A 15,183-nucleotide genomic window follows, 5' to 3' on the forward strand; every position below is an offset into this window, starting at 1 on the left:
CGCTTAGCAGCAGCCCAGCATCTCCAGGCAGCACGCGAGGGTTTTGCAGCAGCTCGTGCTCGCTGCGAAGGCAGCGGCGGACGCCAGTGCCATGGCGGCGCCGACAGCGATTTTGGTGAACTTCGATTTCATTGGAACCTCTTGGTAAGTGTTGGCCTGCTCACTCGGCTGGCTGGGGCGAGTCTAGCTCGCAAGATAGTGAACAACGATTAAGCCGGGCTTAAGGCCTATTGGGCCACCCGCTTGCCCAGGATGATCAGGTCGCGCTCGATCCCATCCAGGTTGGCCACGCGCGGGAAATGCGCCCACTTCTCGAAGCCATACTTGCCGAACAGCGCCAGGCTCGGCGCATTGTGGCCGAAGATGAAGCCCAGCAGCGTGTGTACGTTCACGTTCGGCGCGTGGGCAATCGCCAGCTCCAGGCAGTAGCGCCCGATCCCCTTGCCGCGCGCCGCCTCCGCGATGTAGATGGACACCTCGGCCGTGCCCGAGTATGCCGGGCGCCCGTAGAAATTCGAGTAGGACAGCCAGCCCAGCACTTCCGGGTGAGCGCCCGTGTCGTCGGCGGCGTGGATCACCCACAGCGGACGACGCTCGGGCGTGTGGTCGGCAAACCATTGTTCGCGCGACTGGACCGTGATCGGTTCGGTGTCGGCGGTGACTTCGCGCGAGGCGACGGTCGAATTGTAGATGTCGACAATGACCGGCAGGTCATCGCGGGTGGCAAGGCGGTGGACGTAGGACGGCATAAGTTAAGCAAAGCTGATCCAAAGTCAGCAAAGATGAAGAAAACTGAACTAGAGGGTGTGCGTGGCGCGCGCCGAGCGCAGCGCCGCGCCGAGGATTTCCTCGATGCGCAGCTTGGCGCGCTGCCCGGCTTCGTCGGCCGGGAAGTGCACGCCGATGCCCTGCGCCTTGTTGTTGTTCGCGCCCGCCGGGGTGATCCAGGCCACCTTGCCGGCGATCGGGTATTTGTTGGGGTCGTCCATCAGCGACAGGATCAGGTAGATCTCGTCGCCGATCTTGTAGGGCTTGGTCGTGGGCACGAACATGCCGCCATTCTTGAGGAAGGGCATGTAGGCCGCGTACAGCGCGGCCTTTTCCTTGATCGCCAGCGACAGCACGGACGGCCGCGGCGGCTGCGGGACGCTCGGCTCTACGGAGGTGGCGTTCATCGGTTTCCTTTCATGCGCAGCACGAAGTGTACTCAAGCAACATATCCTCGACAAACAATTTTGCCGACAGAGGGTGATCGGCGACCGCGCGGCGCTCGTTGGCGGCCTTGATCGCCCGGTTCAGGCTGCCGGCAGACACCCTGCCCGCCAGCGCCGCGAGCTGGTTCCGGTAGCGCGGGTAGTAGCGAACCCTGCCCGACAGCTTCACCGAGAACACATCATAGAGCCAGCGCTGCTGCCAAGCGACCAGCGCCGACAAGGATGCCTTCGACAGCTTCTCGGCCGTGCGCAGGGCGCCGTCGACGGCCGGGTTGGCCAGGAAATGGAGCAAGGCCTCCATGTCCTCGCGGCTGCCCGCCTCCGCCTGAAGCAGCGCCGCCAGCGGGGCCCCGCCCTGCTCGCGCAGCCAGCTGTCGGCGTCCTGCACGCCCTGCTCCTTGAGCCAGGCCAAGGCCTCATCATGGGCCGGCATCGACAGCGCAAATTTGCGGCAACGCGACAGGATGGTCGGCAGCAGGCGGTCGAGGCTGTTCGAGGCCAGCAGGAACACGGTGCCCGGCGGCGGCTCTTCCAGAGTCTTCAGCAGCGCGTTCGAGGCCGGCATGTTCAGGCTTTCGGCCGGGTAGAGCACCACCACGCGCAGGCCCTGCCGGTGGGTCGAGATGTTCATGAAGTCGGCCAGCGCACGAATCTGCTCGATCTTGATCTCTTTCGATGGCGCCTTGCTCGACTTGGCCTTGGCGGTTGCGGGTGCGGCCGGTTCCGCGCCTTCTTCGGCGTCCGCCGCCGGCTCGTCTTCCAGGGCTTCCGGTCGCACGCGCCGGTAATCCGGGTGGTTGTTCTGCAGGAACCAGCCGCAGGAAGCGCAGCTGCTGCAGGCGTGGCCGTCCGGGCGCACGTTCTCGCACAGCAGGGCCTGGGCGAAGGTTTCCATGAAGTCGGCCTTGCCGACGCCCGCCGGGCCGTGGAACAGGATGGCATGCGGCAGGCGCTCGCGCATCTGCTGGAGGCGCGTCCACGCCGCTCCCTGCCAGGGGTACATCGTCACGACAACTTCTCCAAAATTTCAGCCAGCCGCAGCTGGATCGCCGCGATCGACCGGGTCGAATCGACGACCACGATGCGTTCCGGGAATTGCGCGGCGCGGCGCAGGTATTCGTTGCGGCACTTCTCGAAAAAATCCGCCTGCTCGCGCTCGAACTTGTCGAGCGTGCGGGTGGCGTCCAGGCGCTGGCGCGCCACCGCCAGCGGCACGTCGAACAGCAGGGTCAGGTCCGGCTGCAGTTCCGGGTGCACCCACCCTTCCAGCGCTTCCAGCTTGGCGCGATCCAGGCCGCGCCCGCCGCTCTGGTAGGCGAAGCTGGCATCGGTGAAGCGGTCCGACAGCACCCAGTCGCCGCGGCTCAATGCCGGCTCGATCACCCGGGCCATGTGCTCGCGGCGGCTGGCGAACATCAGGAGCGCTTCGGTTTCCAGGTGCATCTTCTCGTGCAGCAGAAGCTCGCGCAGCTTTTCGCCCAGCGGCGTGCCCCCCGGTTCGCGCGACGACACCACGGTCTTGCCGCGCGCGGCCAGGTACTCCGCGACGAAGCCGATATGGGTCGACTTGCCGGCCCCGTCGATGCCCTCGAAGGTGATGAATTTTCCCGCCTTGCCCGGCTCCGTCATTGGTTGATCCGCCGCTGGTACTGGTTGACCGCCCGGTTATGGTCGTTCAGGTTGTCGGAAAACTGGCTGGTGCCGTCGCCGCGCGCCACGAAATACAGGGCCTGGGTCTTGGCCGGCGCCAGCGCCGCCTGCAGCGATCCGATGCCCGGCAGGGCGATCGGGGTCGGCGGCAGGCCGGCACGGGTGTAGGTATTATAGGGGGTGTCGGTCTGCAGGTCCTTCTTACGGATGTTGCCGGCAAAGCGCTCGCCCATGCCGTAGATGACGGCCGGGTCGGTCTGCAGCATCATGCCGGTACGCAGGCGATTCACGAACACGCCCGCTATCATGCTGCGTTCGCTTGTCTGGCCGGTTTCCTTTTCGATGATCGAGGCCATGATCAAGGCCTCGTAGGGCGTCTTGTACGGCAGACTCGGGTCGCGTCCTTCCCAGGCGCTCTTCAGGCGGTTCAGCATGGCCTGGTGCGCCTTCTTGTAGATCTCGAGCTCCGACGAGCCCTTGGCGAACAAATAGGTGTCCGGGAAGAACAGGCCTTCGGGCGCCTTGTACTCGCTCGAGATCTTCTGCATCAGTTCTTCGTCCGACAGCGCGACGGTGTCGTGGCGCAGGCGTTCATGGGCGGCGATGGCCGCGCGCATCTGGCGGAAGGTCCAGCCTTCGACGATGGTGATCGCTTCCTGCGCGAACTCGCCGCGCACCAGCTGGGCCAGCAAGCGGCGCGGCGAGGTGTCCTGCTTGAGCTCGTAGCTGCCGGCCTTGATCCTGCCGGCCTCGCCGGTCACGCGCGCCAGGATGTTGAACAACTGCGGATTGACCGGCACGCCGGCCTTGGCCATCTGCTGGGCGGCCGCGCCGACGCCGCTGCCCGGGGCGATGCTGAATTCGACCACCTTGCCGCCGGTATCGAGCGGGCTCTTGGCCCAGTACGAGAAGCCGGCGACCGCGGCCACCGAGACGATGACGCCGGTGACCAGGAGTTTTTTGATGAATGCCATGTTTTTTTGTTTTGGGTTTCGCCGTGGGTTGGACCGTGGGTTTGGACGCCCTCGGCGCGATTTTGCCGACATCTTTATAATGAGCCCGTAATGATAAAGCTTATTTGCTATCTGAATTGCTAATACTAACTGGATTTATGCTCAACTGGACAGATACCCTTTCCTCGCTCGGCGCCCGCTTCCATATTGACGAAGCCTCGCAAGTCGAAGATTTCGGCCGCTCGCTGGCCGCCGGCGAGCTGGCCGACGGTTTCGTGGCCCCGGTCACCGACCTCGGCATCATCGCCGTCGAAGGCCCGGACGCCGCCAGTTTCCTGCACAACCAGCTGACCAACGACGTCGAACACCTCGGCCGCAACGAAGCCCGGCTGGCGGGGTACTGCACCCCGAAGGGCCGCCTGCAGGCGACCTTGCTGTATTGGAGGAGCAGCGCGGCCGAACCGGACACCGTCTACCTGCAGCTGCCGCGCGCCATCCAGGCGCCGCTGCAGAAGCGCCTGACGATGTTCGTGCTGCGGGCAAAGGCCAAGCTGCGCGACGCCACCCTCGAAGCGCCCTTCGCCGCCGTCCTGGGCCTGGGCGGCGCCAGGGCCGAAACCGCCCTGCGCCGTCACGTTCCCGCGCTGCCCGCCTTTCCTTATGGCAAGGTCGACAGCCCTTCCGGGACCGTGATCCGCCTGGCAAATGCCTTCGGCGCGCCGCGCTACCTGTGGCTGGCCACGACCGAGACGGCGAGCGCCGCGCTGCCGGGATTGGTGGGCGAGCTGGCCCTGGGCGGCAACCAGGCCTGGCAGTTGGCCGCGATCCACGCCGGCGTGCCGCAAGTGACGGCCGCGACCCAGGAACAGTTCGTGCCGCAGATGATCAACCTCGAGCTGCTGGGCGGCGTGAACTTCAAGAAGGGTTGCTACCCGGGCCAGGAAATCGTCGCGCGCAGCCAGTACCTTGGCAAGCTCAAGCGCCGTACCGCGCTCGCCACGGTGGCCAACCCGGCGGCGCGCGCCGGCGACGAAGTATACGCGATGGCGGACCCGGGCCAGCCCTGCGGCATGGTGGTGAATGCCGCCGCGAACGGCCTGGGCGGCGCCGACCTGCTGGTCGAGATGAAACTCGATGCGCTCGGCCAGGACGTGCGCCATGGCGCGGCCGGCGGTCCGGCCCTCGGCTTCCAGCACATGCCCTACCACCTCGACGCGCTTGACGTCTGAGCGACGATGATCGACCTGTACGTCTACTACAAGGTGCGCATCGACGACGCCGCAGCGCTGGCGCCGCGCGTGCGCGCCATGCAGATGCAATTGCAAGGGAGCGGCGCGCGCGACGGGCACGGCCAACCGCTGCTGCAGCGACGCCCTGAAGCGCGCGACGGCCTGCAGACCTGGATGGAAGTCTATCCCGGCGTCGACGAGGGTTTCGGCGCGGTCCTCGAACGGGCCGTGCACGATGCCGGACTCGGCGCCTGCATCCAGGGACCGCGCCGCGCCGAAGCATTCATTGACCTCCTACCTGGGACCTGACACATGTGCCTGATTGTTTTTGCCTGGCATGTCCTGCCGGGGGTGCCGATTATCGCCGCCGCCAACCGCGACGAATTCTACGACCGCCCGGCCACCCCGGCCGCCCCGTGGCCCGAGCATCCGCACGTGATCGCCGGCCGCGATCTGCAGGGGGGCGGCAGCTGGATGGGTGTGACCACGACGGGCCCGAACGGCCCGAGGTTCGCCGCCCTGACGAACATCCGCGGCCCCGCCGAGCGCCGCGACAACGTCCCCTCGCGCGGCGAGCTGGTGGCCGGCTTCCTTACCGGTTCGACGAGCGCTGCCGAGTATCTGGAGCAGATCATCGCGCGCGGCGACGTCTACAACGGCTACAACCTGGTGCTGGGCGACCGCGACACCCTGTACTGGTACTCGAACCGCGGCGGCGCCGATCCGCGCAACGGCAAGCCGCTCGATCCGGGCCGCATCTACGGCATCTCGAACGGCCTGCTGGATGCGCCCTGGCCCAAGGTGCTGCGCACCAAGGCGCAGTTCGCCAGCTTGCTGTGCCAGGGCGCGCCGGAAGACGCCTATTTCGAGATGCTGGCCGACACCACCCGCGCCCCCGACCTGCGACTGCCGGAAACCGGGATGCCGATCGAGGTCGAGCGCATGCTCTCCCCTGTGTGCATCGAGATGGAAGGCTACGGCACCCGCACCTCGACGGTGGTCAAGCTGTACGGCGAAGGCGAGCCGGAACTGCACGAGCGCGTGGTGCAGCCTGCCGGCCAGGCGGCTTGAGGTCGCTCACGCTGCGGCCCGGTCCTCGCCCGGCTTCCCCCACGCGTGGGGTCATTACATTTCCGAGACATATCGTCGACCGGGCCCGGTGATACATTGTTTCCTTGTGGCAACCTCATAAGGAAAGAAGATGAAAACTTCACTGAAACGCCTGGCCGTCCTGACGTTGCTGGCGGCCGCCGCAGGCAGCCCGTTTGTCGTGCACGCAAGCGATGCGCCTCCCGCTCCGGCCAACAAGTGGGTGACCGGCTACTATGGCGCCTACTTCTGGGACAACAAGGATTACCAGGCCCCCGAGCATGTCGACATGACGGCGATGACCCACTTCGTCTTCGCGCGCATCGGCCCGGGCGGCGGCAAGACCGGCAAGCCGGGCGAGATCGTGCTCGGCGCCGGCACCGCCCACGACCGCCGCGACCTCGGTCCGGGTGCGGCCTGGGACAAGAGCGTCGAGGAATACCTGATCATGCGTGCCAAGCAGGTCGGCACCAAGGCCTTGATCATGCTTGGCGGCGAAGGCGACAATGCCGGCTTCATCGCGTCCTCGCAGCCCGCAGTGCGCCCGATCTTCGTGAAAAACCTGGTCGACTACATGGTGGCCAAGGGCTACGACGGCGTCGACGTGGACTGGGAGGGCATCCCCGACAAGGCTGTCGAGGAACAGGCGCTGCTCGAAGCCCTGATCGCCGACATCCGCAAGGAAGCCAACGCGCGCCCGCAGTACCAGGCCAACCCGGTGATCATTACCTTCCCGGCCGGCATGCTGAACACCAACCTCGACAAGGTGACGGAGCACCACAAGCGCGTGGCCAACCTGGTCGACCAGTACAACTTCATGAGCTACGGCATGGGCTGGTTCGGCCAGGGCTGGACCTCCACCACCTTCGCCCCACTGACAGGGCACAAGAAATCGCGCCCGATGTCGATCGCCAGCACCATCCAGATGTACGAGGATGCCGGCATCCCGCGCTCGAAGCTCGGCATGGGCCTGGGTTTCTACGGCATGAACTATGCGCCGCCGCACGCCGGCCCGGACGAGGAAACCGACGGCGACCTGAGCAAGTGGTCGGTGCTCGACGTGCGCTGGAACTACGCGCAACTGCACAAGCACGGCTACCTCGACAACGGCATCTATGCCTGGGACGATGCGACCCAGACCAGCTACCGCACCTACCCGGGCGGCTTCACCCCGCCTAGCCGCCTCGACTGGGCGACCGGCTACCTCAGCTACGAGGAACCGGCCACCATCGCCGCCAAGGGCGCGTGGGCGCACTCGACCCGCGCGGGCGAAGGCGCGGCCGGGACCATCATCTGGCTGGTGAACTACGGCACCACGAACGGCGTCAACAACCCGCTTCTCACCGCCACCAAGAAGGCATTCCTCGATCCGAACGCAGCCGAGCCCGGCCCGTACCCGAACCCGCTGCCGCCGGCGCCTGTCCCGACCGTGTCCGTCACCTTCGCCAAGCCGAACGACTGGGGCAGCGGCTGGTGCGGCACCATGACGGTCAAGAACATCGGCGACGTGGCCGGCTGGTTCGTGGCCGAAACCGACTTCCCGGATACCATCACCTCGCTCTGGAACGGCACTTATACGCTCGAGAACAAGAAGCTGGTCGTGCGAGGCATGAACTGGAACAAGATGCTGCGTCCGGGTGACGCGACCGAGATCGGCCTGTGCGCGACCCGCCCGGCCAAGCCGGTGGAGCCGCCGCAGCAGCTGCCCGAGGGTGCGCTCACCGCCAAGCTGGTCATCACGGGCGACTGGGGCAGCGGCTACTGCGCCAAGGTAGCGGTGACCAACAACAGCGCGGTCAAGGCCGTGCGCTGGTCGGTACAGCTGCCGGTCCAGGGCACGCCGAGCGGACTGTGGAACGGCAAGTACACGCTCGAGAACGGCATCATGACCCTGCAGGGTGCGGACTGGAATCCGGACCTGGCGCCGGGCGCGACCAACAGCGATCCAGGCTTCTGCGCGAGCCGTTGAGCGCCTGACCTGGTCTGAACACGCGGCCGGCAAAGCGGCCGCGTGTTGGCGCCTCGACCCGTTCAACGCCGCCTGGCGCGTCCGTCGCCGGCAGGCATGACGCCGGCCTTGAGCAGGTCCTTCACCTGCGGCGTGGCCGCGTACGGATCGGCCGGCGCTTGCGCCCGCACCAGCACATCGAAGCGTTCCGCTGCCGTCTGCAGGGCCTGCGGATGCGAATAGATATAGAACTGGCCGTTGCGAATGCCGTCGAAGGTCAGCGTCGCGACATCCTGCGCCGTTACCCTGCCGGACGCGACTGCCTTCTCGGTCAGCATCTGCGCAGCGACCTGGCTCGCAGTGACCTCCTCGCTGCTCTCGAGCTCTTCTGGCCGGTTGCGGTGCGACGCGTGGATCCCGGTCGGTACGAAATACGGGCACAGCACAGACACGCCGATCGGCGCACCGACAAGCTGCAGGTCGTGATGCAGCGTTTCGGTGAGCGCGACCACTGCATGCTTGGACACGTTGTAGACGCCCATTGCCGGCGGCGTCAGCAGGCCCGCCATCGATGCCGTGTTGACGATGTGCCCCTCGTAATCGCTGTCCTGTGCGGCGCACTCGAGCATCGCGCGCGTGAAGATGCGCACCCCGTGGATCACGCCCCACAGGTTGACCCCCAACACCCACTCCCAGTCCTCTTCCGAGTTTTCCCAGATCAGCCCCCCGGAACCCACGCCCGCATTATTGAATACCAGGTGCACCGCGCCGAAGCGTGCCATCGCCGAGTCGGCCAGCTCCTGCACGTGCGAACCCTTGCTGACATCGCACACCATCGACAGCACCTCGACACCGCGCGCCAGCAGCTCTTCGGTGGCGTGCTCGAGCGCCTTGGGCTGCACGTCGGCCAGCACCAGCTTCAGCCCCAAGCCGGCGGCCGTGTTGGCGAACTCGCGCCCCAGGCCGCTGGCAGCGCCGGTGATGACGGCAACCTTGCCGCGAAAGTCCTTCATGTTCTCCCCTTCCCCCTGCTTCTGATCCGATCAGACCGCCGACACGCCTCCGTCGACGGCCAGCGTCTGTCCGGTGATGTGCTTGCCCGCGTCGGACGCGAACAGCACCACCGCGCCCTTCAGGTCCTCGTCGTCGCCCAGGCGCATCAAGGGCGCATCCTTGGCCAGGTTCTCGGCGCCGAACGCGGCCAGCACGCCCTTGGTCATCCTGGACGGGAAGAAGCCCGGCGCGATCGAGTTCACAGTAATACCATAGCGGCCCCATTCGCCGGCCAGCGCACGGGTGAAATTCACCACCGCGCCCTTGGAGGTGTTGTAGGCGATGGTCTGCATGGTGCCCGGCGGATTGCCGGCCAGGCCGGCGATCGACGAGATGCTGATGATGCGCCCGTAGCGGCGCGGGATCATGGAGAGTTTGCCGACCGCCTGCGTCACCAGGAAGATGCTGCGCACGTTCAGGTCCATCACCTTGTCCCAGGCCTCGAGCGGGTAGTCCTCGGCCGGCGCGCCCCAGCTGGCGCCGGCATTGTTGACCAGGATGTCGGCATGACCGAGGCGGGCGAGGGCTTCCTGCACGAAGCCCTGCACCTGCGCTTCGTCGGAGAGGTCGGCCGCAATGGCGCTGGCCTCGATGCCGCGCTTCTGGAGGTGGGCGACGGCCGCGTCGAGCTCTTCCTGCTTGCGCGCAGAGATCACGACGCGGGCGCCCTGCTCGCCGAGGGCTTCGGCCATCTGCAGGCCGAGGCCGCGCGAGCCGCCGGTGACGATGGCGGTCTTGTTCTGGAGGGAGAAGAGTTCCTGGGTGGTGCGCATTTTTACACCTCGTAGTCCATGCACTGCCTGCCTTCCCGCACCGCCCCGATGAAGGGCACCACCGCCTTGTGCGTCGGATGGTCGATGTACGCATCGAGCGCCGCCTTGTCGGCGAACTCGGAATACAGCACCACGTCGTAGGTCGCTTCCAGCCCCGGCTGCGCCAGCACGACTTCGAACTTCAGCTGACCGGGCACGATGTTCGCGCACTCGTCCAGGCGGCGCTTCATCTCGCGCGCATTGGACAGCTTGTCCGCGCCTTCGGCCTCATCCTTCAACTTCCACATCACGATATGTTTGAGCATTCTTCCATTCCTTCATTTGGGTAATCGAGGATAGCATGATAAGTACGGTCGTTCGTAAATATGTTGACAAGTCATATTGCGCGCCGCAGCACGTCCGCCCCAGAGTGTAAACACACCAAACGCTGCTGAGTTGCTGAAGTTGCATAGCTCAACTGTAAGGCTCGTGTAAGTTTGGAGTAATTATCGTGTAAGGAAAGCGGAACACACTCCGCGACAGCTGACAAACAATCAGCATTTCCGGTGACACTAATACCTACACGGAGACACACATGGCAATCACACCCGGCATGACCGCCGGAGGGAAGGCTGCACCTTCCTCCGGCGGGCTCACCAAGGAAGAACGGAAAGTCATCCTGGCTTCCTCGCTCGGCACGGTGTTCGAGTGGTACGACTTCTACCTCTACGGCGCGCTCGCCGCGATCATCGCCAAGCAGTTCTTCATCGGCGACCCCACCACCACCTTCATCTTCGCCCTGATGGCCTTCGCGGCCGGCTTCATCGTCCGTCCCTTCGGCGCCCTCGTGTTCGGCCGGCTCGGCGACATGATCGGCCGCAAATACACCTTCCTGGTGACGATCCTGCTCATGGGCGCGTCGACGTTCCTGGTCGGCCTTCTGCCCAGCTACGCGACGATCGGGATCGCGGCGCCGATCATCCTGGTCACGCTGCGCATCCTCCAGGGCCTGGCACTTGGCGGTGAGTACGGCGGCGCGGCCACCTACGTGGCCGAGCACGCCCCGGAAGGCAAACGCGGCTACTTCACGGCCTATATCCAGACCACCGCGACCCTGGGCCTGTTCCTGTCGCTGCTGGTCATCCTGGGCACCAGGACTGTCATCGGCGAAGAAGAGTTCCAAGCCTGGGGCTGGCGCATTCCCTTCCTGATTTCGGTCGTGCTGCTGGCGATCTCGGTCTGGATCCGCCTGGCCATGAACGAATCGCCAGCCTTCGCCAAAATGAAAGCCGAAGGCAAGACCTCGAAGGCGCCGCTGACCGAGTCCTTCCTCAAGGCAAAGAACGCCAAGATCGTCTTCCTGGCCCTGGTCGGCTTGACGATGGGCCAGGCAGTGGTGTGGTACACCGGCCAGTTCTATGCGCTGTTCTTCCTCACCCAAACTCTGAAGATTGACGGCGCCACCGCGAACATCCTGATCGCGATCGCGCTGGCCCTGGCGACGCCGTTCTTCATCATCTTCGGCATCCTGTCCGACAAGATCGGCCGCAAGTGGATCATCCTGGGCGGCTGCCTGATCGCGGCGGCAACCTACTTCCCCATCTTCAAGGCCATTACCCACTACGGCAACCCCGCCCTCGAGCGCGCCATCCAGACCTCGCCAGTCGTGGTCGTGGCCGATCCGGCAACCTGCCACTTCCAGGTGGACCCGACCGGCACCAAGAAATTCCCGTCCTCCTGCGACATCGCGACCCGCATGCTGACTGCAGCCTCGGTGAGCTACAACATCCAGGAAGCACCGGCCGGCACTGTCGCCTCGATCAAGGTTGGCGAAACCACCTACCAGTCCTTCAACGCGGTCATGACGCCGGATAACCTGAACTTCGACGCTGCGTCAAAGGCCCAGGAAGACGCGCTCAAGAAACAGGTGACCGGCGCGCTGAAAACCGCAGGCTATCCGGACAAGGCAGACCCGGAGGCGATCAACAAGCCGATGCTGGTGCTGCTGCTGTTCATCCTGGTGCTCTACGTGACCATGGTGTACGGCCCGATCGCGGCGATGCTGGTCGAGATGTTCCCGACCCGCATCCGCTACACCTCGATGTCCCTGCCCTACCATATCGGCAACGGCTGGTTCGGCGGCATGCTGCCGACCATCAGCTTCGCCCTGGTGGCGTTCAAGGGCGACATCTACTACGGCCTGTGGTATCCGATCATCATCGCGCTGATCACGGTGGTCATCGGCGGCCTGTTCGTCCGGGAGACCAAGGACAACCAGATCTACGCCGACGACTGACCGGCCGGCAGCCGGACGACAAATGCCGCTGGGGCGCAGTGCACCCCAGCGGCATTTTCTTTGTCCGGCGACGAGGTCTAGCGCTTGGGCCGGTCCAGCAGCTTGCTGCTAGGCACGACCAGCAGGACCGCAAACCAGCCGATGAACTCCAGGGAGCGCCAGACGGCAGCGATGCACAGGAAATACACCAGCCATCGCGCCTCAATAAACTCACGAATCGCCGCAGTCATTCCTCGCGCAGCTCAACACCTGCCAGCTTCCAGCTCCACAGCCCGTGCCGGTCCAGCAGGAAGGCCACGCCGCCGCCCTCGGCCCGTTCGACCACCACCTGCTTCCACGACCGGTAGGACAGGTCGTAGTTGCGCTTCTCGCGCGGCGCGTCGCTGGCCGCCGGAGGCGGTCCGTCCGGCTTCGGCTGGACGCGGATATCGCCGGCCTCGAGCATCGCCATCACGCCCCGGGGGGAGACGGCGGCATCGACAACGGGGTCGATCGCGGCGAGTGCCATCGCCCTGCCGAAAGCAGCAAACGGGTTGGAACGCGGCTGCGCCAGCGCGCCGTCCGCACCAAGCCGACGCATGACCTGGACCTTGACGCTCTCGCGCAGCTTCGGAAAGTCCACGTAGCCCGACAGCGACTGGACGTCGCGCGCCTCGACGGCGGCGTGCATGCGGTACAGCTGCCAGTGCGGACTGGCCCAGGTGGCCACGGCAAGCGCGGCAATGGCGACTCCGGCGGCGATGGCGGTGGTTTTCTTCTTCATGTCAGCCGTTGAAGCCTTTCCCCTCGGCGGCCAGGCGTTCCAGCAGCGGCGCCGGCTTCCACGCCTCGCCATGGCGGCCGGCCGCATACTTGCGGACGGTGTCCAGCACCTGCGGCAGGCCGACGCTGTCGGCGTAGAACATCGGGCCGCCACGGTGCAGCGGGAAACCGTAGCCGCTCAGGTAGACCATGTCGATGTCCGAGGCGCGCAGCGCGATGCCTTCTTCCAGGATCCTCGCGCCCTCGTTCACGAGGGCATACACCAGGCGCTCGACGATCTCGGCATCCGCGATGTCGCGCCGCTCCAGCCCGATATCGCGCGAATGCCGGACGATCATGTCGTCTACCTGCGCCGAAGGATAAGCCTTGCGGTCGCCCGCCCGGTAGTCGTACCAGCCGGCGCCCGTCTTCTGCCCGAAACGGCCCTGCTCGCACAGCAGGTCGGCCGTCTTCGAATAGGCGATGTGGGGTGTTTCGACGGCGCGGCGCTTGCGGATGGCCCAGCCGATGTCGTTGCCGGCCAGGTCGCTCATCCGGAACGGCCCCATCGCGAAGCCGAAGCGCTCGATGGCGCCGTCGACCTGCTCGGGCAGCGCGCCTTCCTCGAGCAGGAAGAAGGCCTGGCGCAGGTACTGTTCCAGCATGCGGTTGCCGATGAAGCCGTCGCACACGCCCGACACCACGCCCGTCTTCTTGATCTTCTTCGACAGGGCCAGCGCCGTGGCCAGCACGTCCTTGCCGGTTTCCTTGCCGCGGACGATCTCGAGCAGCTTCATGACGTTCGCCGGGCTGAAGAAATGCAGGCCAATCACGTCCTGTGGGCGGCCGGTGAACGCGGCGATGCGGTTGAGGTCCAGCGTCGAGGTATTCGAGGCCAGGATCGCGCCCGGCTTCATGGTCTCGTCGAGCTGGCGGAACACCGATTCCTTCACGCCGATGTCTTCGAACACGGCTTCGATCACGATGTCGGCCTGGGCGATGTCGGCGTAGGACAAGGTGCCGGCGATCAGGTTCATGCGCTGCTCGCACTTCTCCTGCGTCAGCTTGCCTTTCCTGACCGTGTTCTCGTAGTTCTTGCGGATGGTCGCCAGGCCCTTGTCCAGCGCTTCCTGCTTCGTTTCGAGGATGGTCACCGGGATGCCGGCATTGGCGAAGTTCATCGCGATGCCGCCGCCCATGGTGCCGGCGCCGACCACGGCCGCCCGTTCGATCCTGCGCGCCGGCGTGTCCGCCGGCATGTCCGGCACCTTGCTGGCCGCGCGCTCGGCCATGAAGGCGTGGCGCAGGGCTTTCGATTCCGGCGTCTGCATCAGGTGCAGGAAGCGTTCGCGCTCGAATGCCAGGCCTTCCTCGAAGGGTCTGGTCACGGCAGCGGCGACGGTCTCGACGCATTCCAAAGGCGCCGGGAACGGGCCGGCCATCGCCTTGACGCGGTCGCGCGAAGCCTGGATGAAGGCGTCGGGGTTCGGGTAATCGACATCGCGGTCGCGCACCTTGGGCAATGGGCGCACGTCGGCAACCTTGTTCGCGAACGCGACGCTTGCTGCGGTCAGGTCGGTCCCGGCCGGGAAGACGTCGTCGAACAATGCCGTGCCGGCCAGCTTCTCGGACGGCACCGGCGTGCCCGACACCACCATGTTCAGGGCCATTTCCAGGCCCAGCACGCGCGGCAGGCGCTGCGTGCCGCCGGCGCCCGGCAACAGGCCCAGCTTCACTTCCGGCAGCGCGATCTGGGCGCCGGGCAGCGCGACACGGTAATTGCAGCCCAGGGCCAGTTCCAGGCCGCCGCCCATGCAGACGCTGTGGATGGCTGCGACCACGGGCTTGCTGCAGTTCTCGACCACGCGGATCAGGGTGTGCAGGGTCGGCTCCGTCAGGGCTTTCGGCGAGTTGAACTCGCGGATGTCGGCGCCGCCCGAAAAGGCCTTGCCGGCGCCGGTGAGGACAATCGCCTTGACCGATGCGTCGGCTTCGGCCTGGCGGATCGCGTCCACGGCGGCGGTCCGGGTCGCCAGGCCCAGGCCGTTCACCGGCGGATTATTCAAGGTCACAATGGCAACGCTGCCTTGCACGGTGTAGTCGGCGCTCATGTCTCTTCCTTCTCCTTTTTTGCAAGAGCCAGGCTCGGGCCCGGCAGATCCTCTTAACTATACCTCAACTAAAAGAACGTTCGTCTTATTTTCTGGCGCGACGGGATGTGCCAGAATACTGGCCTTGTCCTCACGTCACGCTGCATC

Annotated in this window: 17 protein-coding genes; 5 read left to right on the plus strand and 12 right to left on the minus strand. The window is 65.7% G+C overall.

The annotated features are described in order from the left end of the window. Positions 1–3: 3 nt before the first annotated feature. From MA09_RS25465 to mltG, 6 genes are all read right to left on the minus strand, one after another. A complete protein-coding gene (locus MA09_RS25465; RefSeq protein WP_267872579.1) occupies positions 4–132 on the minus strand; it encodes a hypothetical protein in 129 nt (42 codons plus the stop codon). A 95-nt stretch (positions 133–227) separates the two neighbouring features. Then, a complete protein-coding gene (locus MA09_RS08665) occupies positions 228–749 on the minus strand; it encodes a GNAT family N-acetyltransferase (protein ID WP_036246939.1) in 522 nt (173 codons plus the stop codon). Positions 750–797: 48 nt separating this feature from the next. Beyond that, positions 798–1,175, minus strand: a complete 378-nt coding sequence (locus tag MA09_RS08670) for a PilZ domain-containing protein (RefSeq protein WP_036246941.1) — start codon at positions 1,173–1,175, stop codon at positions 798–800. Between the two features lie 10 nt (positions 1,176–1,185). Further along, positions 1,186–2,217 carry a DNA polymerase III subunit delta' gene (locus MA09_RS08675; protein WP_036246943.1) on the minus strand — a complete coding sequence of 344 codons (1,032 nt, stop codon included), beginning with the start codon at positions 2,215–2,217 and terminating at the stop codon, positions 1,186–1,188. 2 nt (positions 2,218–2,219) lie between these two features. After that, positions 2,220–2,843: a dTMP kinase gene (tmk, locus tag MA09_RS08680; protein WP_036246945.1), complete on the minus strand. Its 624-nt coding sequence runs from the start codon at positions 2,841–2,843 to the stop codon at positions 2,220–2,222. Continuing rightward, positions 2,840–3,838: an endolytic transglycosylase MltG gene (gene mltG, locus MA09_RS08685; RefSeq protein ID WP_200883045.1), complete on the minus strand. Its 999-nt coding sequence runs from the start codon at positions 3,836–3,838 to the stop codon at positions 2,840–2,842. Before mltG ends, tmk begins: the two co-directional genes overlap by 4 nt. 137 nt (positions 3,839–3,975) lie before the next feature. Here mltG and MA09_RS08690 point away from each other — a divergent pair, with 137 nt between their 5' ends. From MA09_RS08690 to MA09_RS08705, 4 genes are all read left to right on the plus strand, one after another. Then, entirely contained in the window at positions 3,976–5,046 is a 1,071-nt protein-coding gene (locus MA09_RS08690) for a folate-binding protein YgfZ (protein ID WP_036246948.1), read from the plus strand. A gap of 6 nt (positions 5,047–5,052) precedes the next feature. After that, positions 5,053–5,355 carry a DUF4936 family protein gene (locus tag MA09_RS08695; RefSeq protein WP_051933296.1) on the plus strand — a complete coding sequence of 101 codons (303 nt, stop codon included), beginning with the start codon at positions 5,053–5,055 and terminating at the stop codon, positions 5,353–5,355. 3 nt (positions 5,356–5,358) lie between these two features. Continuing rightward, positions 5,359–6,117 (plus strand): NRDE family protein, encoded by a 759-nt coding sequence (locus MA09_RS08700; protein ID WP_036246950.1) that lies wholly within the window; start codon positions 5,359–5,361, stop codon positions 6,115–6,117. A gap of 130 nt (positions 6,118–6,247) precedes the next feature. After that, positions 6,248–8,104 carry a glycosyl hydrolase family 18 protein gene (locus MA09_RS08705; RefSeq protein WP_036246952.1) on the plus strand — a complete coding sequence of 619 codons (1,857 nt, stop codon included), beginning with the start codon at positions 6,248–6,250 and terminating at the stop codon, positions 8,102–8,104. A gap of 62 nt (positions 8,105–8,166) precedes the next feature. Here the strand turns inward: MA09_RS08705 and MA09_RS08710 are convergent, their stop codons facing one another. The 3 genes from MA09_RS08710 to MA09_RS08720 are packed head-to-tail and all read right to left on the minus strand — an operon-like array spanning position 8,167 to position 10,214. Then, on the minus strand, positions 8,167–9,096 hold the full coding sequence (locus MA09_RS08710) for an SDR family oxidoreductase (protein ID WP_036246954.1): 930 nt from the start codon (positions 9,094–9,096) through the stop codon (positions 8,167–8,169). A gap of 30 nt (positions 9,097–9,126) precedes the next feature. Beyond that, positions 9,127–9,909, minus strand: a complete 783-nt coding sequence (locus tag MA09_RS08715; RefSeq protein ID WP_036246956.1) for an SDR family oxidoreductase — start codon at positions 9,907–9,909, stop codon at positions 9,127–9,129. 2 nt (positions 9,910–9,911) lie between these two features. Then, positions 9,912–10,214 carry a Dabb family protein gene (locus MA09_RS08720; protein ID WP_036246958.1) on the minus strand — a complete coding sequence of 101 codons (303 nt, stop codon included), beginning with the start codon at positions 10,212–10,214 and terminating at the stop codon, positions 9,912–9,914. Between the two features lie 269 nt (positions 10,215–10,483). Here MA09_RS08720 and MA09_RS08725 point away from each other — a divergent pair, with 269 nt between their 5' ends. After that, complete coding sequence (locus tag MA09_RS08725) at positions 10,484–12,184, plus strand: MFS transporter (RefSeq protein WP_036246960.1); 1,701 nt, start codon at positions 10,484–10,486, stop codon at positions 12,182–12,184. Positions 12,185–12,261: 77 nt separating this feature from the next. Here MA09_RS08725 and MA09_RS24840 read toward each other — a convergent pair whose 3' ends face one another. From MA09_RS24840 to MA09_RS08735, 3 genes are read right to left on the minus strand one after another with little or no spacing between them, the layout of a single operon-like run. Continuing rightward, on the minus strand, positions 12,262–12,414 hold the full coding sequence (locus MA09_RS24840) for a hypothetical protein (protein ID WP_161783210.1): 153 nt from the start codon (positions 12,412–12,414) through the stop codon (positions 12,262–12,264). Continuing rightward, positions 12,411–12,947, minus strand: a complete 537-nt coding sequence (locus MA09_RS08730; protein WP_036246962.1) for a DUF2939 domain-containing protein — start codon at positions 12,945–12,947, stop codon at positions 12,411–12,413. Before MA09_RS08730 ends, MA09_RS24840 begins: the two co-directional genes overlap by 4 nt. A 1-nt stretch (position 12,948) precedes the next feature. Then, entirely contained in the window at positions 12,949–15,036 is a 2,088-nt protein-coding gene (locus tag MA09_RS08735) for a 3-hydroxyacyl-CoA dehydrogenase NAD-binding domain-containing protein (RefSeq protein WP_036246963.1), read from the minus strand. Positions 15,037–15,183 lie beyond the last annotated feature (147 nt).

The organism is Massilia sp. BSC265, from assembly GCF_000740675.1.
GTDB lineage: Bacteria > Pseudomonadota > Gammaproteobacteria > Burkholderiales > Burkholderiaceae_D > Telluria.

What these genes read in the sequence shown, in the direction of transcription:
- MA09_RS24840 (WP_161783210.1), bottom strand. Translation starts at nt 12,414, where the DNA reads ATGACTGCGGCGATTCGTGAGTTTATTGAGGCGCGATGGCTGGTGTAT.
- MA09_RS08730 (WP_036246962.1), bottom strand. Translation starts at nt 12,947, where the DNA reads ATGAAGAAGAAAACCACCGCCATCGCCGCCGGAGTCGCCATTGCCGCG.
- MA09_RS08690 (WP_036246948.1), top strand. Translation starts at nt 3,976, where the DNA reads ATGCTCAACTGGACAGATACCCTTTCCTCGCTCGGCGCCCGCTTCCAT.
- MA09_RS08715 (WP_036246956.1), bottom strand. Translation starts at nt 9,909, where the DNA reads ATGCGCACCACCCAGGAACTCTTCTCCCTCCAGAACAAGACCGCCATC.
- MA09_RS08705 (WP_036246952.1), top strand. Translation starts at nt 6,248, where the DNA reads ATGAAAACTTCACTGAAACGCCTGGCCGTCCTGACGTTGCTGGCGGCC.
- MA09_RS08670 (WP_036246941.1), bottom strand. Translation starts at nt 1,175, where the DNA reads ATGAACGCCACCTCCGTAGAGCCGAGCGTCCCGCAGCCGCCGCGGCCG.
- MA09_RS08725 (WP_036246960.1), top strand. Translation starts at nt 10,484, where the DNA reads ATGGCAATCACACCCGGCATGACCGCCGGAGGGAAGGCTGCACCTTCC.
- MA09_RS08710 (WP_036246954.1), bottom strand. Translation starts at nt 9,096, where the DNA reads ATGAAGGACTTTCGCGGCAAGGTTGCCGTCATCACCGGCGCTGCCAGC.
- MA09_RS08695 (WP_051933296.1), top strand. Translation starts at nt 5,053, where the DNA reads ATGATCGACCTGTACGTCTACTACAAGGTGCGCATCGACGACGCCGCA.
- tmk (WP_036246945.1), bottom strand. Translation starts at nt 2,843, where the DNA reads ATGACGGAGCCGGGCAAGGCGGGAAAATTCATCACCTTCGAGGGCATC.
- mltG (WP_200883045.1), bottom strand. Translation starts at nt 3,838, where the DNA reads ATGGCATTCATCAAAAAACTCCTGGTCACCGGCGTCATCGTCTCGGTG.
- MA09_RS08700 (WP_036246950.1), top strand. Translation starts at nt 5,359, where the DNA reads ATGTGCCTGATTGTTTTTGCCTGGCATGTCCTGCCGGGGGTGCCGATT.
- MA09_RS08675 (WP_036246943.1), bottom strand. Translation starts at nt 2,217, where the DNA reads ATGTACCCCTGGCAGGGAGCGGCGTGGACGCGCCTCCAGCAGATGCGC.
- MA09_RS08735 (WP_036246963.1), bottom strand. Translation starts at nt 15,036, where the DNA reads ATGAGCGCCGACTACACCGTGCAAGGCAGCGTTGCCATTGTGACCTTG.
- MA09_RS08665 (WP_036246939.1), bottom strand. Translation starts at nt 749, where the DNA reads ATGCCGTCCTACGTCCACCGCCTTGCCACCCGCGATGACCTGCCGGTC.
- MA09_RS25465 (WP_267872579.1), bottom strand. Translation starts at nt 132, where the DNA reads ATGAAATCGAAGTTCACCAAAATCGCTGTCGGCGCCGCCATGGCACTG.
- MA09_RS08720 (WP_036246958.1), bottom strand. Translation starts at nt 10,214, where the DNA reads ATGCTCAAACATATCGTGATGTGGAAGTTGAAGGATGAGGCCGAAGGC.